The sequence below is a fragment of the Streptomyces sp. NPDC003035 genome, from assembly GCF_042888285.1.
Taxonomy (GTDB): Bacteria; Actinomycetota; Actinomycetes; order Streptomycetales; family Streptomycetaceae; genus Streptomyces.
Window position 1 is genome coordinate 305923 of the sequence record NZ_JBIAPJ010000001.1, and the last position, 21013, is coordinate 326935.

Below are 21013 nucleotides of genomic sequence, written 5' to 3' on the forward strand. Positions count from 1 at the left end.
CGTACGGCGGTCGACGTAGGGGACGCCCCCCACCCGCCACAGCCCACCACGGGACGGGTGCCTCGCGCCGCAGACAGGCAGGCCCATGATCCAATCGGCCCACAGGGCTCAGCCCATAGCGCTCAGCCCGCCGGGCTCACCCGTCCGCCGGGCTCACCCGTCCGTCAGGACCACCGCGCACTCGGCCGGCAGCCGCAGCAGCCCGTCCGCGCCCGGCGCCTCGACCGGCTCCCAGGAGGCGAGGACCCGGTCGCGGCCGTTCGTGCCGAGCGGGATCTCCGCCGGTTCCTTGCCCAGGTTGACCGCGATCCGCAGCACGCCCCGCCGGAACGCCAGCCAGCGCGCGTCCTCGTCGAACGCGACCCGGACCGCGGCCAGGTCCGGGTCGGTGAGGTCCGGCAGGGTGCGGCGCAGCGCGATCAGCTCGCGGTGCCAGGCGAGCAGCCGGTTGTGCGGGGCGCGTTCGCGTTCCGTACGGTCCAGGACGGAACGGTCCCGGGTGGCCGGGTCCTGCGGATCGGGAATGTCCTCCTCCGCCCAGCCGTGCGCCGCGAACTCCCGCCGCCTGCCCCGCCGTACCGCCTCCGCGAGCTCCGGGTCCGTGTGGTCGGTGAAGTACTGCCAGGGCGTGGTCGCCCCCCACTCCTCGCCCATGAACAGCATGGGGACCGAGGGCCCGGTCAGGACGAGCGTCGCCGCGCAGGCGAGCAGCCCGGGGGAGAGGGTCTCGGAGAGCCGGTCGCCCAGCGCCCGGTTGCCGATCTGGTCGTGCGTCTGGGCATAGCCCAGGAAGCGGTGCGCGGGGGTGCGGACCCGGTCCACCGGCCGGCCGTGGCGGCGGCCCCGGAAGCTCGAGTACGTACCGTCGTGGAAGAAGACATGGGTCAGCGACTTGGCGAGCGCGGCCAGCGGGGCGCGCGCGAAGTCGACGTAGTAGCCCTGGGACTCGCCGGTGAGCGCCGTGTGCAGGGCGTGGTGGAAGTCGTCGTTCCACTGGGCGTGGATGCCGAGGCCGCCCGAGACGCGCGGTGTGGTGGTCCGTGGATCGGCGAGGTCCGACTCGGCGATCAGGAAGTGCTGGCGGCCCTGCTCCCGCGCCAGCTCGTCCACCGCCTCCGACAGCTCCTCCAGGAACGTCAGGGCCCGGGTGTCCGCGAGGGCGTGCACCGCGTCGAGGCGGAGCCCGTCGATCCGGTAGTCCTGCAGCCAGGCCAGGGCGCTGCCGAGCAGATACGCGCGGACCTCGTCCGAGCCCGGCGCGTCCAGGTTCACCGCGGCGCCCCACGGTGTGTGGTGCGTGTCCGTGAAGTACGGGCCGAAGGAGGGCAGATGGTTCCCGGACGGGCCGAGGTGGTTGTGGACCACGTCCAGGACCACGCCCAGGCCGAGCCCGTGCGCCGTGTCGACGAACCGCTTCAGCGCCGTCGGCCCGCCGTACGGCTCGTGGACCGCCCACGGCGCGACGCCGTCGTACCCCCAGCCGCGTGTCCCCGGGAAAGGACACAGCGGCATCAGCTCCACATGGGTGATGCCGAGACCGGCCAGCTCCCCGAGCCGCTCGGCGGCCGCGTCCAGGGTCCCGTCGGGCGTGAAGGTCCCGACGTGCAGCTCGTACAGGACCGCGGCGCGCAGCCGCAGCCGCGGTGCCTCGTTGAACCAGACGTACGCGGAGTGGTCGACGACCGCGCTGAGCCCGTCCGGGCCGTCCGGCTGGCGGCGGGACCGGGGGTCGGGCAGCACGGGCCCGCCGTCCAGCGCGTAGCCGTAGCGGTCGCCGTCACCGGCCGCCACGACCCCCGTCCACCAGCCGTCCCGCTCGGCGTCCCGCTCCAGAGGGTGCCCGGTGCCGTTCAGCTCCAGCGTCACCCGGTCACGGGCCTGCGGGGCCCACACCTCGAACAGCAACGGTCGATCCCCTCGTCGATGGACCACACGCAACGACAGCGACTACGGCGTCCATCCTGGCAGTCAGGAACCCGCCACGCCCGGCGCGTCCCGGACGAAGGTGATCGCCCGCTCGAAGGTCATGTAGCCCGTGCGGGCGAAGGCCCTCGCCATCGGGACATCGGCCAGGTCGGTCGCCGCGCGGATGCGCGGCACCTGCTGACCGGCCGGCACGCGGGTGCCCGCCGCCAGGATGTCGTCGATGTATCCCTTGCCACGGTGGGCGGGGAGTACACCGATGTCGTCGTGCTTCTCCGCCGCCTCGCGCGCCGTGCGACCGGAGGCCAGGTCGGCCCGGCCGCGCGCGTCGAGCGTGCCCTCCGCGACGAGGTCCTCACGGTCCCGTACGGGGCGGAACTCCAGCCGTCCCGTCGGCTCGGGTACGGGGTGCCGGGACGCCACTCCAGGCGGAGCCGCTCCACCAGCGGACGGGCGCCCGAGCGCTCGACCACGCCGAAGAGCGTCTCCAACCGCTCGCGGGTCTCTGGCACCTCGCGCCAGTCCGGCGGCAGGAACCGGCCGAACTCCGGAAGTGCCGCACGGGCCGCACGGGACGCGGGTGACCCGTGTGCCGTGCCCGTCGGTACGACCGCGGCGGTCACCGTCTCCAGGAGACGCAGCCCGATCTCGGCACGCTCCTCGGCGGGCAGTTCCGGGTCGAGGTCGAAGAAGTTGAAAGCGTCAGTGATCTTCTCGGTGCGGTCCGGGCTCTGTCTCCGCGCTCGCGCTCACAGCTCGCGCCCGCGGTCAGTCGTCGCTCGGAAGCCTGGCCTCGCCCGCCGGCAGGCGCACCGCGGTCTCGACGAGCGCGCCGACCTGCGCCGAGGACACGGCGATGCCGGGTGTTCCGAGCGTCCAGCGGAGGAAGGCGTCGACGCTCATGGCCGGCACGTCGCCGAGGTAGGGCCTGATGTACACCGGTGTGTTCGGTTCGCTGCGCCAGCTGTCGGCCAGCGTGCCGATGTCCACCGCGTCGTACCCGAGGGCGTCCAACAGCTCGGTGGCCTCGGCCTTGGCCTCCGCGTCGTCGCCGGCGACGGGCAGGGCGCTGCGGTCCGGCGCGACCGTGGGCCGGGCGAGGGAGAGGAGCTGATGCGGGGTGATGTTGTTGAACGCCTTGACGACCCGGGAGCCCGCGAGCCGGCGCTGCATCAGAGCACTCGACGTCAGTGCTCCCGCGTCCAGTTCGGCGAGGTGGCCGTCCCGCTCGGGGTAGTAGTTCGACGTGTCCAGCACCGTCTTGCCGGCCAGGGCATCGGCCGGAAGCTGTCCGTACGCCTTCAGCGGGACGGCCGCCACCACCAGATCCCCGGCGCGTGCCGCCTCCGCCGGTGTGGCCGCTCGGGCACGTCCGCCCAGGTCGGCGACGAGGCCGGCGAGGCTCTCAGGGCTCCGTGTGTTGCTGAGGACGACCTCGAAGCCTGCGGCGACGGCAAGGCGGGCAACGGAAGAACCGATCATTCCGCTTCCGATGAGTCCGAGTGTGCGGGACATGACGTCTCCTCTGGGTACGCGTGGATGGCTCGCCCGACACAGCCTGGAACCGCCGCGCCCGCCCGACCAGGCCCGTGTTCTGCGTACTCACGGCGTGATCACCCGCCGCGAGGCGCGGTCGTAGGGTGGTCGTGTGGACGACCGGACCGAGTTGAGAGAGTTCCTCACATCACGCCGTGCGCGGCTGCGCCCGGAGGACGTCGGTTTGCGCGACTACGGCGGAGTGCGGCGGGTCGCGGGGCTGCGGCGCGAGGAGTTGGCCCGGCTGGCGGGCGTGAGCATCGCCCACTACACGCGGCTGGAACAGGGCAGGGGTGACAGCGTCTCGGACGAGGTCCTGGACGCGGTCGGCGCCGCGCTGCGGCTGGACGCGGACGAATCGGCGTACCTGCGCCGGATCGCACGGCGTCCCGTGCCATGTGCCGACGACGCGGGCCCGTCGGAGGATGTTCCCGCCGGCCTCCGCCACCTGCTGGAGTCGTTCGTGATGACGCCGGCGCTGCTGGTGGGTCGGCACACCCAGATCATGGGCTGGAACCGGCTCGCCGTCGCGGTGTTCGGCGACTTCCCCGCGCTGCCGGAGGACCGCCGCACGCTCTCGCACCTGCTGTTCACCGAGCCCCACTCGCGCGAGCTGTTCCGCGCGGGCTGGGAACGGGTGGCGGCGGAGCACGTGGCGCATCTGCGGGTTCTGCTCGGGCGGTACCGCGGGGACTCCGGGCTCGCGGCGCACATCGAGCAATTGCGGGCGCTGAGCGAGGACTTCGCGCGCATGTGGGCTGAGCGCACCGTGGCGCGGGCCCGGTCCCAGGTGTACGTACTGCACCACCCGGTCGTCGGCGAACTGACCCTGCACGGCGAGCGCGTCTCGCTGCCCGACGCGCCCGTGTGCTGCGGCCTCGACCTGTTCGCCGCCGAGCCGGGCTCGGCCTCCGAGAGGGCGCTGCGCACCCTCGGAAGCCCGTGAGCCCGTGAGCCCGTGAGCCCGTGAGCCCGTGAGCCCGTCAGCCGGCCGGTCGGGCGGTGCGGCGGGAACGGGCCATGCCCAGAGCGCCGATGGCCACGCCGACCAGCCCCACCACCAGGGCCACCACGCCCCCGCCCAGCCCGTTGCCGGTGCCGAGGCCGCCGTCGGACGTGGTCACGACCACCGCACCGAGCACGATGCCGAACAGCCCCGTCACCAGGGCTGTGACACTGCCGCCCCGCCCCGGGCCTCTGCCGATACGGCCGGTGGAGCGGGCCAGGGCCAGCCCGCCGACGACCACGCCGGCCAGCGCGACCAGCGCGGCCGTGGTGGCCCCGAGCCGTCCGGCGCTCATGGTGGTGACATCGGCCGCGACGGCCGGTGCCGCGAGCAGGAATCCGACTGACATGGGGTGCTCCTTCTGCTGCTTCTGGTACTTCTGCTGCTCCGAGGGACACCCCGAGCTTGTCCGCCGGACCCACCGCCGGTCGTCCCCCGGACGCGGACACTTCGCGTACCGCGGACGCCGCAGAAGCCGCGCACCTACCGCGAACGCGGTAGCCGTCCGCTCCTCCGTGGGCAGGACTCGCCCGCGCGGACACCCCGGCTAGGGTGCGCGCATGAGCAGAGGACGGTACAAAGTCCCGGCCGGGGTCGGAGACTGGGTGATCGCCGTCGGTGTGGCGGCGACGCTGTTGGTCACCGGCGTGTCCGGGCACCCCTCCGGCACGGGCCTCGACCTGCTCGGCCTCTCGCTGCTGGCGGCCGGCGGCCTGGCGCTGGCCGCGCGCCGCCGCGCTCCGGTTCCCGTCCTGGTCGTCACCGGGCTGTGCGCCGTGGGGTACCAGGCGGCCGGTCTCGATGTCCCCGTCGTCGCCTACCTGTTCGCGGTGTACGCGGCCGTACGGGCCGGCCACCGCACCGTCACCGTGGTGGCGAGCGTGGCCATGCTGGCCGCTCTCCCCCTCGCGGCCCTCGCCTCGGGCCTGCACGACACCGGTGAGGCGTTCGCGCAGGCGCGCGGCGCGCTCGAGCTGGCCTGGCTGATCGCGGCCGGCGCCGCGGGGGAGGCGCTGCGGCAGGCCGAGCGGCGGGCGGACGAGGCCGAGCGCACCCGGGAGGAGACGGCCCGCCGCCGCGCCGACGAGGAGCGGCTGCACATCGCGCGGGAGCTGCACGATTCGCTCACCCACCAGATCTCGGTCGTCAAGGTGCAGGCCGAGGCCGCCGTCCATGTGGCGCGCAAGCGCGGCGAAGAGGTGCCGCAGGCCCTGCTGGCGATCCAGGAGGCCGCGCGTGAGGCGACCCGGGAACTGCGCGCGACGCTGGAAGCGTTGCGCGACGACGACACCACACCGCCGCACGGGCTCGACCACATCCCCGAACTGGTGGAACGCGCCCGGACGACCGGCCTGGAGGCGACGCTGACGATAGCGGGCCGCCCGCACGACGTGCCGGCGGCCGTGGACCGGACCGCCTACCGGATCGTGCAGGAGTCCCTGACCAACATCGCCCGGCACGCCGCCGCCACGACCGCGTCCGTCCACATCGACTACCGGCCGGACGTCCTCGCCGTACAGGTCGACGACGACGGCACGGCAACCGCGGGCTCCGCGCCGACGCCCGGCGTCGGGCTGCTCGGGATGCGCGAGCGCGTCACCGCCCTCGGTGGTCGTCTGCGGGCGGAACCGCGCGACGATCGGGGCTTCACCGTCCGGGCCGAACTTCCCGTGGAGCGAACGTCGTGATCCGTGTCCTGCTCGTCGACGACCAGCCGCTCATCCGCAGCGGGTTCCGCGCGCTCCTCGACCTGGAGGACGACATCGAGGTGGTGGCCGAGGCCGCCGACGGGAAGCAGGGCCTGGAGCTCGCCCGCAGGCACCTGCCCGACATCGCCCTCGTCGACATCCAGATGCCGGTCATGGACGGCATCGAGGCGACCTGGCAGATCGCCGCGGACCCGGCCCTGGCCGGGGTACACGTCGTCGTCCTCACCAACTACGGCCTGGACGAATACGTCTACGACGCGCTGCGCGCCGGCGCGGCCGGATTCCTCGTCAAGGACATCGTGCCGGAGGACTTCCTGCACGCCGTACGCGTCGCCGCGCGCGGCGACGCCCTGCTCGCTCCCTCGATCACCCGCAAGCTGATCGACCGGTACGTCTCCCGGCCGCGCGACACCGGCACCGGGGCCGGCACCGGCACGGCGCTGGCCGAGCTGACCGACCGTGAACGCGAGGCCGTCGTCCTCGTCGCGCACGGCCTGTCCAACGACGAGATCGCGGGGCGCATGGTGATCACCCCCATGACCGCGAAGACCCACATCAACCGGGCCATGGCCAAGCTCCACGCCCGCGACCGCGCGCAGCTCGTGGTCCTCGCCTACGAATCCGGCCTGGTGGCCCCGCGCGGCTCCTGACGCGCCCTCCGGGGCCACCACGGGCCTTGTTCTGGACACTTCGGGCCCCTCGGCCCGACAATCACGGTGTGACGACGCCTTTCGAGTTCCCCACGCACTCCGCTCGGCTCTCCGACGCCGAGCGGGACCGTGCGCTGGTGCTGCTCCGTGAGGGTGCCGCGCAGGGCAGGCTCTCGCACGACACCTTCCTGTTCCGGATGGAGCGCGCGCTCACCGCACGCCGGCCCGACGAACTGGCCCTCCTCACCGCCGATCTGCAGACCGAGTCCGGCTGGACGCGGCGGGTGGTGGGGGCGGTCGAGAAGATGTCCGCGTTCACGGCCAGGGTCGGTCGCGCCTGGCAGGCCGAGCGGCTGCCGAAGCTGCTGCTGCCCGAACCGGGTCCGTACCCCCTGCGGATCGGCCGCGACCCGGCGAACGGACTGCGGCTCAGCCACGAGACGGTCTCCCGGCTGCACGCGGAACTCTCCCTCCAGGGCGGCCTGTGGGTCCTGCGCGACCTCGGCTCGACCAACGGCACGAGCGTCAACGGGCGCCGGGTCACGGGCGCCGTCGCCGTGCGGGCGGGCGACATGGTCGCCTTCGGGCAGATGTCGTTCCGGCTCTCGGTCCGCTGAGCGACCGGGCCCGCTCAGGGACTTCCCCTACGGGTGGGGCTAACCCCCCACCCGTACACCGGAGTCCACCAGTGACCGCGTACCGCCTCCGACGGGAGGCTGACCGGCATGAGAACAACGGGTCAGCAGTCCCCGGGCAGAGTCCCGGTCACGGTCCGAACGGCGCGATGGTGTGCCACGCACCCTTGGAAGGCCATCGCCGGCTGGGTGCTCCTCCTCGCCCTGTGCGTCGGCGCGGGGGCGGCCGTGGGCACCAACAAGGGCTCCTTCGCCGACTTCTGGATCGGTGAGGCCGGGCGGGCCGAGGCCCTGGCCTCCGACAGCGGGCTGACGCCGCCGCCCGTCGAGCAGGTGCTGATCGAGCGCGGCGGCCGGGCGGGTGCGAAGGAACGCGCGGCCGGGGAGGAACGTGCGGTCGCCGGACAGGAACGCGCCGCGGAGGAACCCGGCGTGGAGGAACCAGCCGGGAAGGACCTCGCGGCCGCCGCCGGTGAGGTCCGCCGGCGGATGGACGGCCTGCCCGCCGTCGAGTCGGTCGGCGAGCCGGTCGCCGCCCGCGACGGCGAGGCGCTGCGGATCGCGGTCACCCTGCGCGGGGACCGGGAGACCGCGAAGAAGGACGTCGACGCCCTCCTCGCGCAGACCGCCGCCGTCCAGCGGGCCCATCCGGGTCTGCGGATCGAGCAGACGGGCAGCGCCTCGATCTCCGTCGCCGTCAACGACAAGCAGGGCCAGGAGCTCCAGCGGACCGAGCTGATCAGTCTCCCGGTCACCTTCCTCATCCTCTTCGTCGTCTTCGGCGCGATCCTCGCCGCCGGTGTCCCCGTCCTGCTCGCCCTCTTCTCCTTCGCCGGCGCGGTCGGCCTGTACGGGCTCGCCTCCTGGGTGTTCCCGGACGCGGGCGGCGCGGCGCTCAGCGTGATCTTCATGATGGGCATGGCCGTCGGTGTCGACTACTCGCTCTTCTACCTCAAGCGGGCCCGGGAGGAGCGCGAGCGCTCGGGCGGCACGATCTCCCACGCCCGCGCCGTCGAACTGGCCGCCGCGACCTCGGGACGGGCCGTGGTCGACTCCGGCCTCGCCGTCGCCCTCTCCCTCGCCGGTCTGTACCTCGTCGGGGACGTGATCTTCTCCTCGATCGCCACCGGGGCGATCCTCGTCACGCTGGTGGCGGTCGGCGGTTCGCTGACCGTACTGCCCGCCCTGCTGGCCACGCTGGGCCACCGGATGGACGGCGGCCGGCTCGCCCGCCGACGCCGCTCGGGCGGCGAGGGGCGTCTGTGGGCCAGGTTGCTGCGGCCCGTCGTACGCCGACCGCTGGTCGCCCTGATCGCCGGTCTCGTCGCCACCGTCGCGCTGGCCGCGCCCGCGCTCGGCATGAAGCTCGGCACCGAGGGCAAGGAGACCTTCCCGGACAGCGTCCCGGCCGTCGCCGCGTACGACCGGCTCGTGGCCGCCTTCCCCTCGGAGGGGCCCGCGCATCTCGTCCTCGTACGGGGTGCGGACCCGGCTGCTCCGCTGGCGCGGCTGGCCGAGGCCACGCGCGGCGACACGCTCTTCGCCCAGGACCGGGCGCCGGTGCTGCGGACGGCCGGGGACGGGCGCACGGCGCTGCTGGCCCTGCCCGTTCCGTACGCCGCGAACTCGGCCGAGGCGAGCCGCTCCCTGGAGAAACTCCGCGGGCAGCTGCTGCCCGCGGCCGTCGAGGGTGTGCCGGGGCTGCGGTGGGCCGTGTCCGGGGAGATCGCGGCGGGCGCCGACTACGCGGCGCATCAGGAGCAGCGGTTGCCCTGGGTGATCGCGTTCGTCGCCCTCGCCACGATGGCGATCATGTACGCGGCGTTCCGCTCGGTCGTGATGGCGGCCCTCGGCACGCTGCTCAACCTGGCGGCGGTGCTGGTGGCCTGGGGTGTGCTCACCCTGGTCTTCCAGGGGACCTGGGCGGAGGGGCTGCTCGGCTTCGAGTCGCTGGGCTTCGTCGGATCCCGTACGCCGCTGATGGTGTTCGCGATCCTGGTGGGGCTCTCCACGGACTACCAGATCTTCGTCGTCAGCCGGATCCGGGAGGCTGTGGGGCGCGGGGTGCCGACGCGGCAGGCGGTGGTCGACGGGATCGCCGGTTCGGCGAGCGTGGTGACGAGCGCGGCGGTGATCATGGTGTCGGTCTTCGTCAGCTTCCTGTTCATCGACCGCATCGAGATGAAGCAGATCGCGGTGGGCCTGACGGTCGCCGTCCTCTTCGACGCGATCGTGCTGCGCGCGGTGATCCTCCCCTCGGCGATGGCCCTCCTGGGCGAGCGCGCCTGGTGGCCGCGCCACCCGACCGGGGCGCCGGCCCCGGGGGCCCGGTCGGGAGCGGTGGCCGGGGACAAGGCCCTGGCCTGAGCCCGCAGACTGCCGCCGGGGAGCCGGAACGGCACGCACCGACGAGCGGAGGGGGCGCGACTCCGGCCGCCGCGACTGGTCACGGGCGTCCGTCGTGGGCCGCATGGCCCTGGCCGCGGCGCTCGGGCCTGCCGGTCGGCCGCTGCGGCCGGTGCTCGCCCCGCGAGACCGCGATGCGGTGACTCTGGGAGCAGCGCCGCCCCCGCGGCAGGTTCACCCGTTCGGCGGTATGAGGGCTGCGGTGGTCCTCGCCCGGTGGTGGGGTGGGGAGACGCACTCACGGTGGACCGACAGGGGGCGCGATGAGCGACGAGTCGAACGCGGGCATACGACGGGACGGCTGGGCGGCCCTGCCTCCCATGCAGCCCGCGGCGCCCCCGCGAACGTGGGTCCCGGGCGGCACCGGCGCCGGGCGGGTCCGGTCCGACGGGCCCGCCGTCGCCGAGCGGTCACCGAGCCGGACCGTCGCGCCCAGCCCGCTCGACCCCGGCGCCGCCCGGGACCCGCACCGCGTCCACCGGGTCCTGCGCGAGGAGTTCCCGCTCACCTACGACCCGCTGCTGCGCGCCTGGGTGCTCAGCCGGTACGCCGACGTCGCCACCGCCCTCACCGACGCCCGCTTCACCCACGGCCACCGCCCCGGCGACCCGCCCTGCGCGCAGACGCACGCCGACGTCGACGAGGCCGAGCTCCGGAGCGTCACCGCCCGCACCGCCTTCGTCCTCGCCCGCCGCATCGCCGAACGCCCCCGCGCCGACCTGGTCGCCGACTTCTGCCACTGGCTGCCCGCCGGCACCGTCGCCGCCGCAGTCGGCGTGCCCTACCGGGACATGATGCGCCTGGTCCGCGGCCGCGCCGCCTCCGCGCTCGCCGGCCAGTGCACCGGCCAGATCTCCGTACGGGAGAAGGCCCTCGCCTCCTTCCTCGCCAACGTGCTCGTCGACCCGGACCGCGCGGCGGCCCTCCGCGACGCACCGCCCGGACAGATCGCCCGCGCCTGGACCGAATCGCTGCGCCGCGACCCGCCCGTGCAGATCGCCGTCCGGCGCACCGCCGCCGAGGTGCGGGTCAGCGGCGGCACGATCCCGGCGGGGGAGTCCGTCGCCCTGCTGATCGGGGCCGCGAGCCGCGACCCCGAACGGTTCCGCGCACCCGACCGCTACGACCCCCTGCGCGACGACCCGGGCCAGCTCACCTACGGCAGCGGCGCCTGCCCCGCCGTACTCCTCGCGGGGCTCGAGGCCGAGTACGCCCTGCGGGCGCTGCTCCACGCCATGCCCCGGCTCCGGCTCGCCGACGGCTTCCGGCCCGAGCCGTCCGGGCTCATCACCCGCGCCCCGCGGAGCCTTCCCGTACGTCCCGGCGGCTGAGCAGCGCCACCGGTCGCTCGTCGAAGAGCTCGGCGAGCTTCACGGCGCCGCCCGTGATCTCCCGTACGTCGTCCAGGAGATCGAACCACGGACCCGGCGGCAGCGTCAGCTCCGTGTCCTGCCAGCCGCCCGCCTCCGCGAGGCGCAGCGGGAGCCGGGTCACGGCCGTGACCACCTCCGCCGAGGCGCCTTCGCCGCGGGCGAAGGCCAGACAGTGCGGCGCCGCCGCCCCGGCGGCGACGAGCGGCATGTAGCCCCCCGCCGCGCCGAAGAGTTCCGGATGCCGCCGGCGCAGCCGCAGCGCCGCCCGGACCACCGCCGTCTTGTCGTCGTCCGCCCCGATCGTGAACGGCTGCCGGTTGTCCGGGTCGACCAGCGCCCGGTACTCCCGCTCCGTCCCCTGGTAGAGCTCGGGCACACCCGGCATCGTCAGCTGGACGAGCGCCGCCCCCAGCATCTGCGCCCGGATGTGCGGCTCCAGGGCGAACGCCGCCTCGGACGCCGCCCGCAGCGGAATCCGGCCGGGCCCGGCCGCCACGAACTCGGCCACGGCCCGCTCGTACACCGGATCGGGCTCGGTCCAGCTGGTGTGCAGTCCCGCCTCCCGTACGGACTTCAGCACCGCCGGACCGAGCCGGTCCGCATCCGGCGTGCCGAAGCCGAACGCGGTCTGCCACGCCGTCCACGCCAGATGCGGATCCGGCGCCGGCACCCCGGCCACCTCCTCCAGCAACGCCGCCCAGACCGCCGGGCACTGGGAGAGGACCGCGATCCCCGCCCGCACGTCCGCGCTGCGCTTGGTGTCATGCGTGGACAGCACCGTCCCGGTGGCCGGCCAGTCCCGGGCCAGCCGCAGGCAGTACGCGTGGAATTCCTCGGGCGCGACGGCGGGCCTGCCGGGGTCGCCGCCGACCTCGTTCGCCGACAGGAGCGGTGTGTAGCGGTAGAAGGCGGTGTCCTCCACGGACTTGGCGCGCAGCGCGGAGGACGTCTGTGCGAACCGCGCCCGGAACGCCTGGTGTTCGGGGCCGTCCCCGAGCCGCCCCAGCGCCAGGTCCCGCACGGTGTCGACGGCCGCGGCCTCCTCCGGCACGGCGAAGGCCGCCTTCGCCCCACGGGCCGCGTCCGGGGTGAGGACCGCCTCGCCGCCGGTCCGGTAGGTGCGGTAGACCGGGACACGGACCAGGAGTTCGCTGATCGCCGTCCGCAGCGCCCAGGGCGCGTGGTCGCGCAGCTCCGGGTCGGCGGCGCAGATCCGCCCGGCGATCCGGGTGAGGGCGGCGGTCTCCGCGGCCAGTTCGTGCGTCACGACCTTGTACGCGGCGCGGCGGGCCGTCGCCTCCCAGATGCCGCCCCGGTCCCCGGCCCGCCCGACGAACTGCCGGTACACGTCCAGGAGCTCGTCGGCCCCGACGGCGTCCACGAAGACACCGTCCACGTACCGCAGGGCGTCGTAACCGGTGGTCCCCGCCACGGGCCAGGTCGGCGGCAGCGGCTCCGTACCGGTGAGGATCTTCTCCACCACCGTCCAGCACCGCCCGCCCGTCGCCGCGTGCAGCCGCTCCAGATAGCCCTCCGGGTCGGCGAGCCCGTCGGGATGGTCGATCCGAAGACCGTCGATCACCCCGTCCCGTACCAGCTCCACGATCTTGCCGTGGGTCGCGTCGAACACCTCGGGGTCCTCGACGCGCACCCCGATCAGGTCCGAGATGGTGAAGAACCGGCGGTAGTTGAGCTCGGTCCGGGCCAGCCGCCACCAGGCCGGCCGGTACCACTGGGCGTCGAGCAGCTCGGGCAGGGGCAGCCCCTCGGTGCCCGCGCGGAGTGGGAAGTCCTGCCCGTCCAGACGCAGCGCGCCGTCGGAGACCCGCATCCGCTCCCGTACCTCCGGCAGCCGCGCCGGCAGCACGGGCAGCAGGATCCGGCCGTCGCCCGCCTCCCAGTCGATGTCGAACCAGCGGGCGTACGGCGAGTCCGGGCCGTCACGGAGGACGGCGCGCAGCGCGTGGTTGTGCACGGGCGACATCGCCATGTGATTGGGCACCAGGTCCACGACCAGGCCGAGACCGTGCGACCGGGCGGTCGCGGCGAGTGCCCGCAGCCCCTCCTCACCGCCCAGCTCCCGCCGGATCGTGCGGTGGTCGGTCACGTCGTAGCCGTGGGTGGAGCCGGGCACGGCCTCCAGGACGGGGGAGAGGTGGAGGTGGGACACCCCGAGGCCGGCGAGATACGGGACCGCCCGCTCGGCGGCGGAGAAGGGGAACTCCGGCTGGAGTTGGAGCCGATAGGTGGCGGTGGGGACCGTCGGGGCGGTGAACGAGGACGTCATGCGAACGTACGTACCCGGCATGGAGGCTTCTGTGTCATCGCCTCATGCGTCCGTTCGTGTGCATCGCGTTACGTTCGGCCGATGCTTCGCATGTATCGCGACACCCTGTCGCTGCTCGGACCGGTGCTGCCGGTCGTCTCCTTCCTGGGGCGGCTGCCCACCGCCATGTGCCAGCTCGGCAGCCTGCTCCTGGTCGCCGAGACGAGCGGATCCCTGACGACGGCGGGACTCGCGGGAGGGGCGCTCGCGGCGGGGCAGACCGTCGCGGGACCGGTCATCGGCCGGCTCGCCGACCGGCGCGGACAGCGCGGCGTGGTCCTCGTGGCGTCCCTGGCCAACGCGGTGGCCGTCACGGCGCTCGTCCTCGCGGCGCTCGCGCACGCGGCGACCGGCTGGCTGATGGTCCTCGGGGCGCTCGCCGGAGCGACCGTCCCCCAGGTCGGGCCGCTCGCCCGGACCCGCTCGGTCGCCCTCGCCCGGCGCTCGGGCGGGGACGACAGGGTGGTGGGGACGGTGCTCTCCTTCGAGGGCACGCTCGACGAGGTCTCGTTCGTCCTCGGCCCGGCCCTCGTGGGCCTCGCCGCCGCGCTCGCCCACCCGGCCGCCGCCCTGTTGCTGGCCGCGGGGCTCCTGGCCACCTGCGGCACGGCGTTCGCCCTGCACCCGTCCGCCGGGGCGGCCCGGCCCACCACCACCCGTACGGCTGCCGCCGAACGGGGGCGGCTGCCGAGGTCCGCGTACGCCCTGCGGATCACGATGGTGCTCCAGGGCGCCATGTTCGGGGCCTCGCAGGCCGGGATCACCGCGCTCACCGAGAAGCTGGGGGTGCCCGCCCAGGCGGGGCTCGTCTACGCCGCGATGGGGGTGATGAGCGCCGCCGTCGGGCTGTCCATGGCCGCGGTGCCGGCGCGGATCGGGCTGCCGACGCGCTGGCGGGCCGCCACCGCCGCGCTCGTGGTCCTCTCCCTGCCGCTGGTGTTCGTCGACTCGCTGGTGGGGCTGTACGGGGTCGTCATCGTGCTCGGCGCCGCGTACGCGCCCCATCTGATCACCGTCTTCGGCCTCACGGAGCGGATCGTGCCGGCGTCCCGGCTCGCCGAGTCCATGGCGTTTCTGACCAGCGGGATCGTCGGCGGGCAGGCGCTCGCGCTCGCCCTGTCGGGCCGGCTGGCGGACGGGTATGGGGCGCCGGCGGCGTTCGCGGTGGCGGTGGCGGCGGCGGTCCTCTGCGCGGCCCTCTCCTGGACAACCCGCACCCGAGCCCCCCAACGGCCTCTGCTCCCCACTCCCTGACCGCCGACGCCTCGCATGCCGTGCCCCTGTGCCCCACCGGACCGGTGCGCCCCGCCACCTCCGTGGCCCTGCCCCCCGCCGGGGCGAGCCCGCCCGCCCGGCCCCATCCTCGCTCTCCCCGTTGTGGGCAACTGTCCCGCTGGGGCGGGACGGGTGGGCACACGGGACGGCGCCCTTGCCGGGCCCAGGCTCCCGGTGCCTGCGGTGCCCACGGGTGCGGCGCCGTCGTGGGGTTGTGCCCACCCGTCCCTCCCCCTAGGGCTTCGCCCTGGGGGGACCCCCATGCGGGACGATTGCCCACAACCGGCGGGGATGAGGGTGGGCACCGCCCAGCGGGACGATTGCCCACAACCCGGGGGGGGAGGGTCGGCACCGCCCCCGGAGCGCGTGGACGCGTCTCCCGGGGCGGGGCCCTGCACCGGGCCTTACGCCGGGCGGCGGAGGACCGTCAGGCTCAAGGGTGCCAGCGTCACCCGTTCGCCCGCCGCCACCTTCGGGCCCTCCTGCGGTGGGATGCCCTCCGGATGGGACGTGTCCACCACCACCCGCCAGGACTGGCCGTGGTTGATCGGAACCTCGAACTCCAGCTCCTGCGACGAGGCGTTGAACATCAGCAGGAACGAGTCGTCCGCGATCCGTTCCCCCTGCGGCCCCGGCTCCGAGATCGCGTTGCCGTTCAGGAAGACCGACAGCGCCTGCGCGTGCGCCGCCTGCCAGTCCCGCGCGGTCATCTCCTCCCCCTCAGGGGTGAACCAGGCGATGTCCGTGAGCTCGTCGTGCGTGCCCTCCACCGGCCGCCCGTGGAAGAAGCGGCGCCGCCGGAAGACCGGATGGTCCCGGCGCAGCCGCACCATCGCCCGGGTGAACTCGAGCAGCGTGCCGTCCGCGTCGCTGCCCGGTTCCGGCCAGCGCACCCACGACACCTCGTTGTCCTGGCAGTAGGCGTTGTTGTTGCCGCCCTGCGTCCGCCCGAACTCGTCGCCGTGGCTGAGCATGGGCACGCCCTGCGACAGCATCAGCGTGGCGAGGAAGTTCCGCATCTGCCGCTTGCGCAGCTCGATGATGCCGATGTCGTCCGTATCGCCCTCGGCGCCGCAGTTCCACGACCGGTTGTGGCTCTCGCCGTCCCGGTTGCCCTCCCCGTTCGCCTCGTTGTGCTTCTGGTCGTACGAGACGAGGTCGCGCAGCGTGAACCCGTCGTGGCAGGTCACGAAGTTGACCGAGGCGAGCGGCCGCCGCCCGTCGTCCTGGTAGAGATCGGACGAGCCGGTCAGCCGGGACGCGAACTCCGCGAGCGTTCTCGGCTCGCCGCGCCACAGGTCCCGCACGCAGTCGCGGTACATCCCGTTCCACTCGGCCCACTGTGGCGGGAAGTTCCCCACCTGGTAGCCGCCCTCGCCCACGTCCCAGGGCTCGGCGATCAGCTTCACCTGGCTGACCACCGGATCCTGCTGCACCAGGTCGAAGAACGAGGACAGCCGGTCCACCTCGTGGAACTGCCTGGCCAGCGTCGCCGCCAGGTCGAAGCGGAAGCCGTCGACATGCATCTCGGTCACCCAGTACCGCAGCGAGTCCATGATCAGCTGGAGCACGTGCGGGGACCGCATGAGCAGCGAGTTACCGGTGCCGGTGGTGTCCATGTAGTACCGGGGATCGTTGGCGAGCCGGTAGTACGAGGGGTTGTCCAGGCCCCGGAAGGACAGCGTCGGGCCCAGGTGGTTGCCCTCGGCCGTGTGGTTGTAGACCACGTCGAGGATGACCTCGATCCCCGCCTGGTGCAACGCCCGTACCGCCGACTTGAACTCCAGGACCTGCTGGCCCCGGTCGCCCCAGGAGGCGTAGGCGTTGTGCGGGGCGAAGAAGCCGATGGTGTTGTAGCCCCAGTAGTTCGCGAGGCCCGCGTCCACCAGCCGGTGGTCGTTGACGAACTGGTGTACCGGCATCAACTCCAGAGCCGTGACCCCCAGTTCCTTCAGATGGCCGATCACGGACGGGTGTGCGAGGCCCGCGTACGTCCCGCGCAGCTCCTCCGGAAGGTCCGGGTGGAGCATCGTGAGGCCCTTCACATGGGCCTCGTAGATCACCGTCCGGTGGTAGTCGGTGCGTGGGCGCCGGTCGTCGCCCCAGTCGAAGTACGGATTGACCACGACCGAGGTCATCGTGTGGGGCGCCGAGTCCAGGTCGTTGCGCGAGTCCGGCCGCCCGAAGTGGTAGCCGTACACCGCCTCGCCCCAGTCGATCGAGCCCGAGACCGCACGGGCGTAGGGGTCCAGGAGCAGCTTCGCCGAGTTGCAGCGCTGCCCCCGCTCCGGGGCGTACGGGCCGTGGACCCGGAACCCGTACCGCTGACCCGGCATCACTCCCGGCAGATAGGCGTGACGGACGAAGGCGTCCGTCTCGCGCAGCTCCACCGCTGTCTCCGAGCCGTCGTCGTGGAGCAGACACAGCTCGATTCTGTCGGCGGCCTCCGAGAAGACCGCGAAATTCGTTCCGGCGCCGTCGTAGGTGGCGCCCAGGGGATACGCCTGTCCCGGCCAGACCTGCATAGATACGACTCTTCCATTCTGATCCGGGTGTCGGAGTGCACTTCGGCCAGATCCTGCCCGAAAACGGGGCAACCTCCTAGGACTTCGGCCCGTCCTACCGGGTGACCAGCACACAAGGGGGAACAGAGGGGGAAGTGTGTACGAAATAGTGCGCCGCCATCTGGGGAAGGTGGTGGCGGGCGCGGCCATGGCGGTGACGGGGACCGCCGTCATGGTCGGGATCACCCTGCCGGGGACCGCGGGGGCCGACGACACCTCCCGGAGTCGTACCGCCGCGTCCGTACCGCCGCGGTCGGCGGACCCGTCCGACGGTACCGCGCCGGAGCCCGCGACCGTGGTCGCCGCACCGGCCGAGGGGGCGAAGGGAGTGGGCACCGACCCGCTCACCGACGACGAGCTGAAGCGGGCCGAGGCCCTGGCGCTGACCCCGCCGGCCGCCTCCGCGCAGCGCGACGTCGACGGCGGGCGGGGTCCCCAGCACCTCGCCACCGAGCTGGCCGATCCGCTTCCCGAGGAGATCGACGAGCCGGGCGCGCCGCGCCGCGCCGAGGTGCGTTTCTACGACTACGGCCGCGACGAGCTGATCACACGGACCGTCAACCTGGAGACAGGGAAGGTCGAGCACTCCGGCGTGCAGCGCGGGGTGCAGCCCTCGGCGCACCCCGAGGAGCTGCGCGAGGCCCTGAAGCTGATCCTCGCGAGCCCGCTCGGCAAGGGCGTCCGGGAGGACTACCAGGACGCCACCGGCAAGGCGCTGACCTCGCCGGACCAGCTCTGGTTCAACGGGGACGTCTACCGCACCTATCGCGAGGCGAAGGTGCCCGCGCAGCTCGCGGCGTGCGGGGAGCACCGGTGTGTCCGCCTCGTCACCAAGATCCTCAACGGCTCGTGGATCGACACCCGGAACCTGATCGTCGACCTCAGCGCCAGGACCGTCACGCGCGTCGGCTGACCACCGACCCGCCTACGAGGGAGTTCGTGTCTCATGCCCAACCCGTTCCTTCCGCGCGCCCGCAAACAGGGCGCCGTCCTCGCCGCGGCCGCGCTGCTCGGCACCGCCACCGCGGCCGCCGGCCCGGTGGGTTCCGCCACGGCGGCACCCGCACCGCCCCGCCCCGACTGCTCCGCCGCGTACCGGGTCGAACAGACCCTCGACGGCGGCACCACCTGGCGCATGTGCTGGCGCTACGACACCGACTCCGGGCTCGTCCTGGACAAGGTGACCTACCAGCCCAAGAGCGCGAGCGCCCCGATCCGCGTCCTGAACAGCGCCAAGCTCGCGCAGATCCATGTCCCCTACGACGACGGCAACGCCGAGTACGACGATCTGACCGGCGCCGGCTTCGGCTGGGGGCTGCAGAACCTGAAGCCGGCCGAATGCCCCGGCGGCACGATCACCACCGTCAAGGTGCCCGAGCTCGGCAACGTCAAGGGCCTGTGCACCACGACCCGGGCGCGCGGCCACGCGTACCGGATGGCCAACGACGAGGGCACCAAGGTCTGGCAGGCCCAGGGCAAGGACCTGCTCGTCTACACCGTCAACAAGGTGGCCTGGTACGAGTACATCACCGAGTGGCGGTTCTCCTCCGACGGGACGATCGCCGCCAACGTCGGCGCCACCGGCAGTCTGTCGCCGGGCGACTACAACGCGACCGACGGCCGCGGCTGGCCCATCGGCCCCGGCGCCCGCTCCTACGCCACCAGTCACGCGCACAACGTCTTCTGGCGGCTCGACTTCGGCCTCGACGGCAGCGTCAGGGACCGGATCGAGCAGTACGACTCCAAGGTCACCGCCCCGGCGGCCGGCGGCGGGGGCCCGACGGTGAAGACCACCCGCACTCCGATGACGAAGGAGTTCGCCGGGGACGCGAAGAACATGCGCTGGTGGCGGGTGGTCAGCGCCACCGGCAAGAACAAGGACGGCCATGCCCGCTCGTACGAGATCGTGCCCGGCCCCTCGAACACCCATGCGGGGCGCGGCTTCACGAAGCACGACGTCTACGTCACCCAGACCCGGGCCTGTGAGCAGTTCGCCAGCAACAACATTCTCGATTGTGGCCGAAACGCGCCGGACAGCGTGGACAAGTGGGTCAACGGCGAGACGCTGACCGACCCCGCCGTCTGGGTCAACATCGGGTTCCACCACATCGCCCGGGACGAGGACCAGCAGCCGATGCCGGTGCACTGGCAGGGCTTCCAGCTCGCACCCAGGGATGTCACCGCTATGAATCCGCTCACTCCGGCCGATCTCGCCCGGCAGAACGGCGCTCCGAATCAGGGGAGTTGAGCAAGGAGCCTGCCGATCCTGCTGCACCGCCTCCCGCTCCCGGAGTACCCTTCCTTGATCGTCGACAGACGGTCGGATCGGGCGTCCAGGAGCAGAAGGCGGTGCGCGGGTGAGCTCGGGAGGTCTGGAGCTGCCCCCAGGTGACGCGGGTCACGAGGGGGGCGCCGCCGACCCCGTGGAAGTCCCGCCCGGCGCGGTCTCCGTCGCCAGGCCGATGGAGATCGGGGCGGAGCTCGACTGGGGCGCCGAGGCGTGGAGCGAGGTGCGCACCCGCGCCCAGCGGGCGGGCAGGGCCTACATCTGGCTGAATCTCGTCGAGCAGCGGCTGCGCGCCGTGGTGGCCGCCGTACTGCGGCCGGTCTACGAGCCGGTGCACGGCGAGGACTGGGTGGTGGCCGCGGCCGGTCCGGCCGGACAGGAGTGGGTGCAGCGCGCCGTCGCCGTCCGCGAGGTCTCCCGGCGCAAGGGCTACCTCCTCGACCCGGCCGACGACAACGTCCTCAGCTTCCTCACCCTCCCGCAGCTGCGGGAGCTGATGGTGCAGCACTGGCCCTGCTTCGAGCCGTACTTCGACGACCGGCGCGAGGTCGAACTCGCCCTGGACGAGCTGGAGGTGACGCGCAACGTCGTCTCCCGCAACAGGGCCCTCTCGCTGACCGTGCTCGCCCAGTCCGAGCGGGCCTCCGCCCGGCTCCTGGAGATCCTGGGCAGCGGGGCGGGGGTGCCGTCCGCCGACCGGCTGCCGGTCGACGCGGTCGAGGACCTGGTCGGTGACCGGTACGCGGACGTGGTCTCCGTCCACCCCGACCGGGTGCGACTGCAGCGGCAGCTGCCGGCCGAGGACCTCTTCGGTGGGGCCCGGCGCCTCGACGCCACCGGGATAGGCCTGAACCTGCTGGTGCAGAACTTCTCCGGGCGGCGGCTCGTGCGCCTGGCCGAGTCCGGCTGCCGGATACGCCTGCTGTTCCTGAACCCGGCGAGCAGCGCCGTCAAGCGGCGCGAGCGCGAACTCGGTCTGAAGAAGGGCGAGCTGAGCCGCTCGGTGGAGATGAACATCCTCCACATGCGGCGGGTGCGCTCCCGGCTGCGCGATCCGGGTGCCTTCCAGATCCATGTCTTCGACGAGACGCCGCGCTTCACCGCGTACCTGGTGGACGGGGACGGGCCGGACGGCGTCGGTGTCGTCCAGTCGTATCTGCGGAAGGCGCGGGGGATGGAGGCACCGGTCCTGGTGCTGCGCGGGGGCGGCCGGAACCTGGTGCGTTCCGGACAGCAGGCACACGAGGGTGAATACGGACTTTTCGCAACGTACCGGGAGGAGTTCGAGTCGGTCTGGCTCGACTCCCGGCCGGTCTCCTGAGG

15 protein-coding genes and 1 pseudogene are annotated in these 21013 nt (G+C 73.3%); 10 read left to right on the forward strand and 6 right to left on the reverse strand.

Annotated features, from left to right (window positions below):
- Window positions 1–153: 153 nt before the first annotated feature.
- The 3 genes and pseudogenes from treZ to ACFYV5_RS01330 form a co-directional block, all read right to left on the reverse strand.
- A complete protein-coding gene (gene treZ / locus ACFYV5_RS01320; protein WP_389162922.1) occupies window positions 154–1905 on the reverse strand; it encodes a malto-oligosyltrehalose trehalohydrolase in 1752 nt (583 codons plus the stop codon).
- A 63-nt stretch (window positions 1906–1968) separates the two neighbouring features.
- Window positions 1969–2618 (reverse strand): annotated as a pseudogene (locus ACFYV5_RS01325) (GNAT family N-acetyltransferase); the annotation flags it as partial.
- A 73-nt stretch (window positions 2619–2691) separates the two neighbouring features.
- On the reverse strand, window positions 2692–3438 hold the full coding sequence (locus tag ACFYV5_RS01330) for an NADPH-dependent F420 reductase (RefSeq protein ID WP_389162924.1): 747 nt from the start codon (window positions 3436–3438) through the stop codon (window positions 2692–2694).
- Window positions 3439–3571: 133 nt separating this feature from the next.
- Between ACFYV5_RS01330 and ACFYV5_RS01335 the strand changes: the two genes are divergently transcribed.
- Entirely contained in the window at window positions 3572–4405 is an 834-nt protein-coding gene (locus tag ACFYV5_RS01335; RefSeq protein ID WP_389162926.1) for a helix-turn-helix domain-containing protein, read from the forward strand.
- 37 nt (window positions 4406–4442) lie between these two features.
- Here ACFYV5_RS01335 and ACFYV5_RS01340 read toward each other — a convergent pair whose 3' ends face one another.
- Window positions 4443–4814 carry a DUF6223 family protein gene (locus tag ACFYV5_RS01340; RefSeq protein ID WP_389162928.1) on the reverse strand — a complete coding sequence of 124 codons (372 nt, stop codon included), beginning with the start codon at window positions 4812–4814 and terminating at the stop codon, window positions 4443–4445.
- A 211-nt stretch (window positions 4815–5025) separates the two neighbouring features.
- Between ACFYV5_RS01340 and ACFYV5_RS01345 the strand changes: the two genes are divergently transcribed.
- The 5 genes from ACFYV5_RS01345 to ACFYV5_RS01365 all read left to right on the forward strand — a co-directional run bounded on the left by ACFYV5_RS01345 (window position 5026) and on the right by ACFYV5_RS01365 (window position 11196).
- Window positions 5026–6153 carry a sensor histidine kinase gene (locus ACFYV5_RS01345; protein WP_389162930.1) on the forward strand — a complete coding sequence of 376 codons (1128 nt, stop codon included), beginning with the start codon at window positions 5026–5028 and terminating at the stop codon, window positions 6151–6153.
- Complete coding sequence (locus ACFYV5_RS01350) at window positions 6150–6824, forward strand: response regulator (protein ID WP_389162933.1); 675 nt, start codon at window positions 6150–6152, stop codon at window positions 6822–6824. Before ACFYV5_RS01345 ends, ACFYV5_RS01350 begins: the two co-directional genes overlap by 4 nt.
- A 68-nt stretch (window positions 6825–6892) precedes the next feature.
- Window positions 6893–7441: a DUF1707 and FHA domain-containing protein gene (locus tag ACFYV5_RS01355; protein ID WP_355106490.1), complete on the forward strand. Its 549-nt coding sequence runs from the start codon at window positions 6893–6895 to the stop codon at window positions 7439–7441.
- A gap of 108 nt (window positions 7442–7549) precedes the next feature.
- On the forward strand, window positions 7550–9826 hold the full coding sequence (locus ACFYV5_RS01360) for an MMPL family transporter (protein WP_389162937.1): 2277 nt from the start codon (window positions 7550–7552) through the stop codon (window positions 9824–9826).
- 302 nt (window positions 9827–10128) lie between these two features.
- Window positions 10129–11196, forward strand: coding sequence for a cytochrome P450 (locus ACFYV5_RS01365; RefSeq protein WP_355106494.1), 1068 nt, complete (start codon window positions 10129–10131; stop codon window positions 11194–11196).
- Here ACFYV5_RS01365 and treY read toward each other — a convergent pair.
- Window positions 11153–13525 (reverse strand): malto-oligosyltrehalose synthase, encoded by a 2373-nt coding sequence (gene treY, locus ACFYV5_RS01370; RefSeq protein WP_355106496.1) that lies wholly within the window; start codon window positions 13523–13525, stop codon window positions 11153–11155. The genes ACFYV5_RS01365 and treY overlap by 44 nt on opposite strands.
- 90 nt (window positions 13526–13615) lie before the next feature.
- Here treY and ACFYV5_RS01375 point away from each other — a divergent pair, with 90 nt between their 5' ends.
- Window positions 13616–14818 carry an MFS transporter gene (locus tag ACFYV5_RS01375; RefSeq protein WP_389164999.1) on the forward strand — a complete coding sequence of 401 codons (1203 nt, stop codon included), beginning with the start codon at window positions 13616–13618 and terminating at the stop codon, window positions 14816–14818.
- Window positions 14819–15243: 425 nt separating this feature from the next.
- On the opposite strand, the gene glgX is transcribed toward ACFYV5_RS01375, so the two are convergent.
- A complete protein-coding gene (gene glgX, locus ACFYV5_RS01380; protein WP_355106498.1) occupies window positions 15244–17364 on the reverse strand; it encodes a glycogen debranching protein GlgX in 2121 nt (706 codons plus the stop codon).
- 136 nt (window positions 17365–17500) lie between these two features.
- Here glgX and ACFYV5_RS01385 point away from each other — a divergent pair, with 136 nt between their 5' ends.
- The 3 genes from ACFYV5_RS01385 (at window position 17501) to ACFYV5_RS01395 (ending at window position 21011) form a co-directional block, all read left to right on the forward strand.
- A complete protein-coding gene (locus ACFYV5_RS01385) occupies window positions 17501–18316 on the forward strand; it encodes a Tat pathway signal sequence domain protein (RefSeq protein ID WP_389162944.1) in 816 nt (271 codons plus the stop codon).
- A 33-nt stretch (window positions 18317–18349) separates the two neighbouring features.
- A complete protein-coding gene (locus ACFYV5_RS01390; protein WP_355106502.1) occupies window positions 18350–19651 on the forward strand; it encodes a copper amine oxidase in 1302 nt (433 codons plus the stop codon).
- Window positions 19652–19760: 109 nt separating this feature from the next.
- Window positions 19761–21011 carry an SAV2148 family HEPN domain-containing protein gene (locus ACFYV5_RS01395; protein WP_355106504.1) on the forward strand — a complete coding sequence of 417 codons (1251 nt, stop codon included), beginning with the start codon at window positions 19761–19763 and terminating at the stop codon, window positions 21009–21011.
- Window positions 21012–21013: the final 2 nt, after the last annotated feature.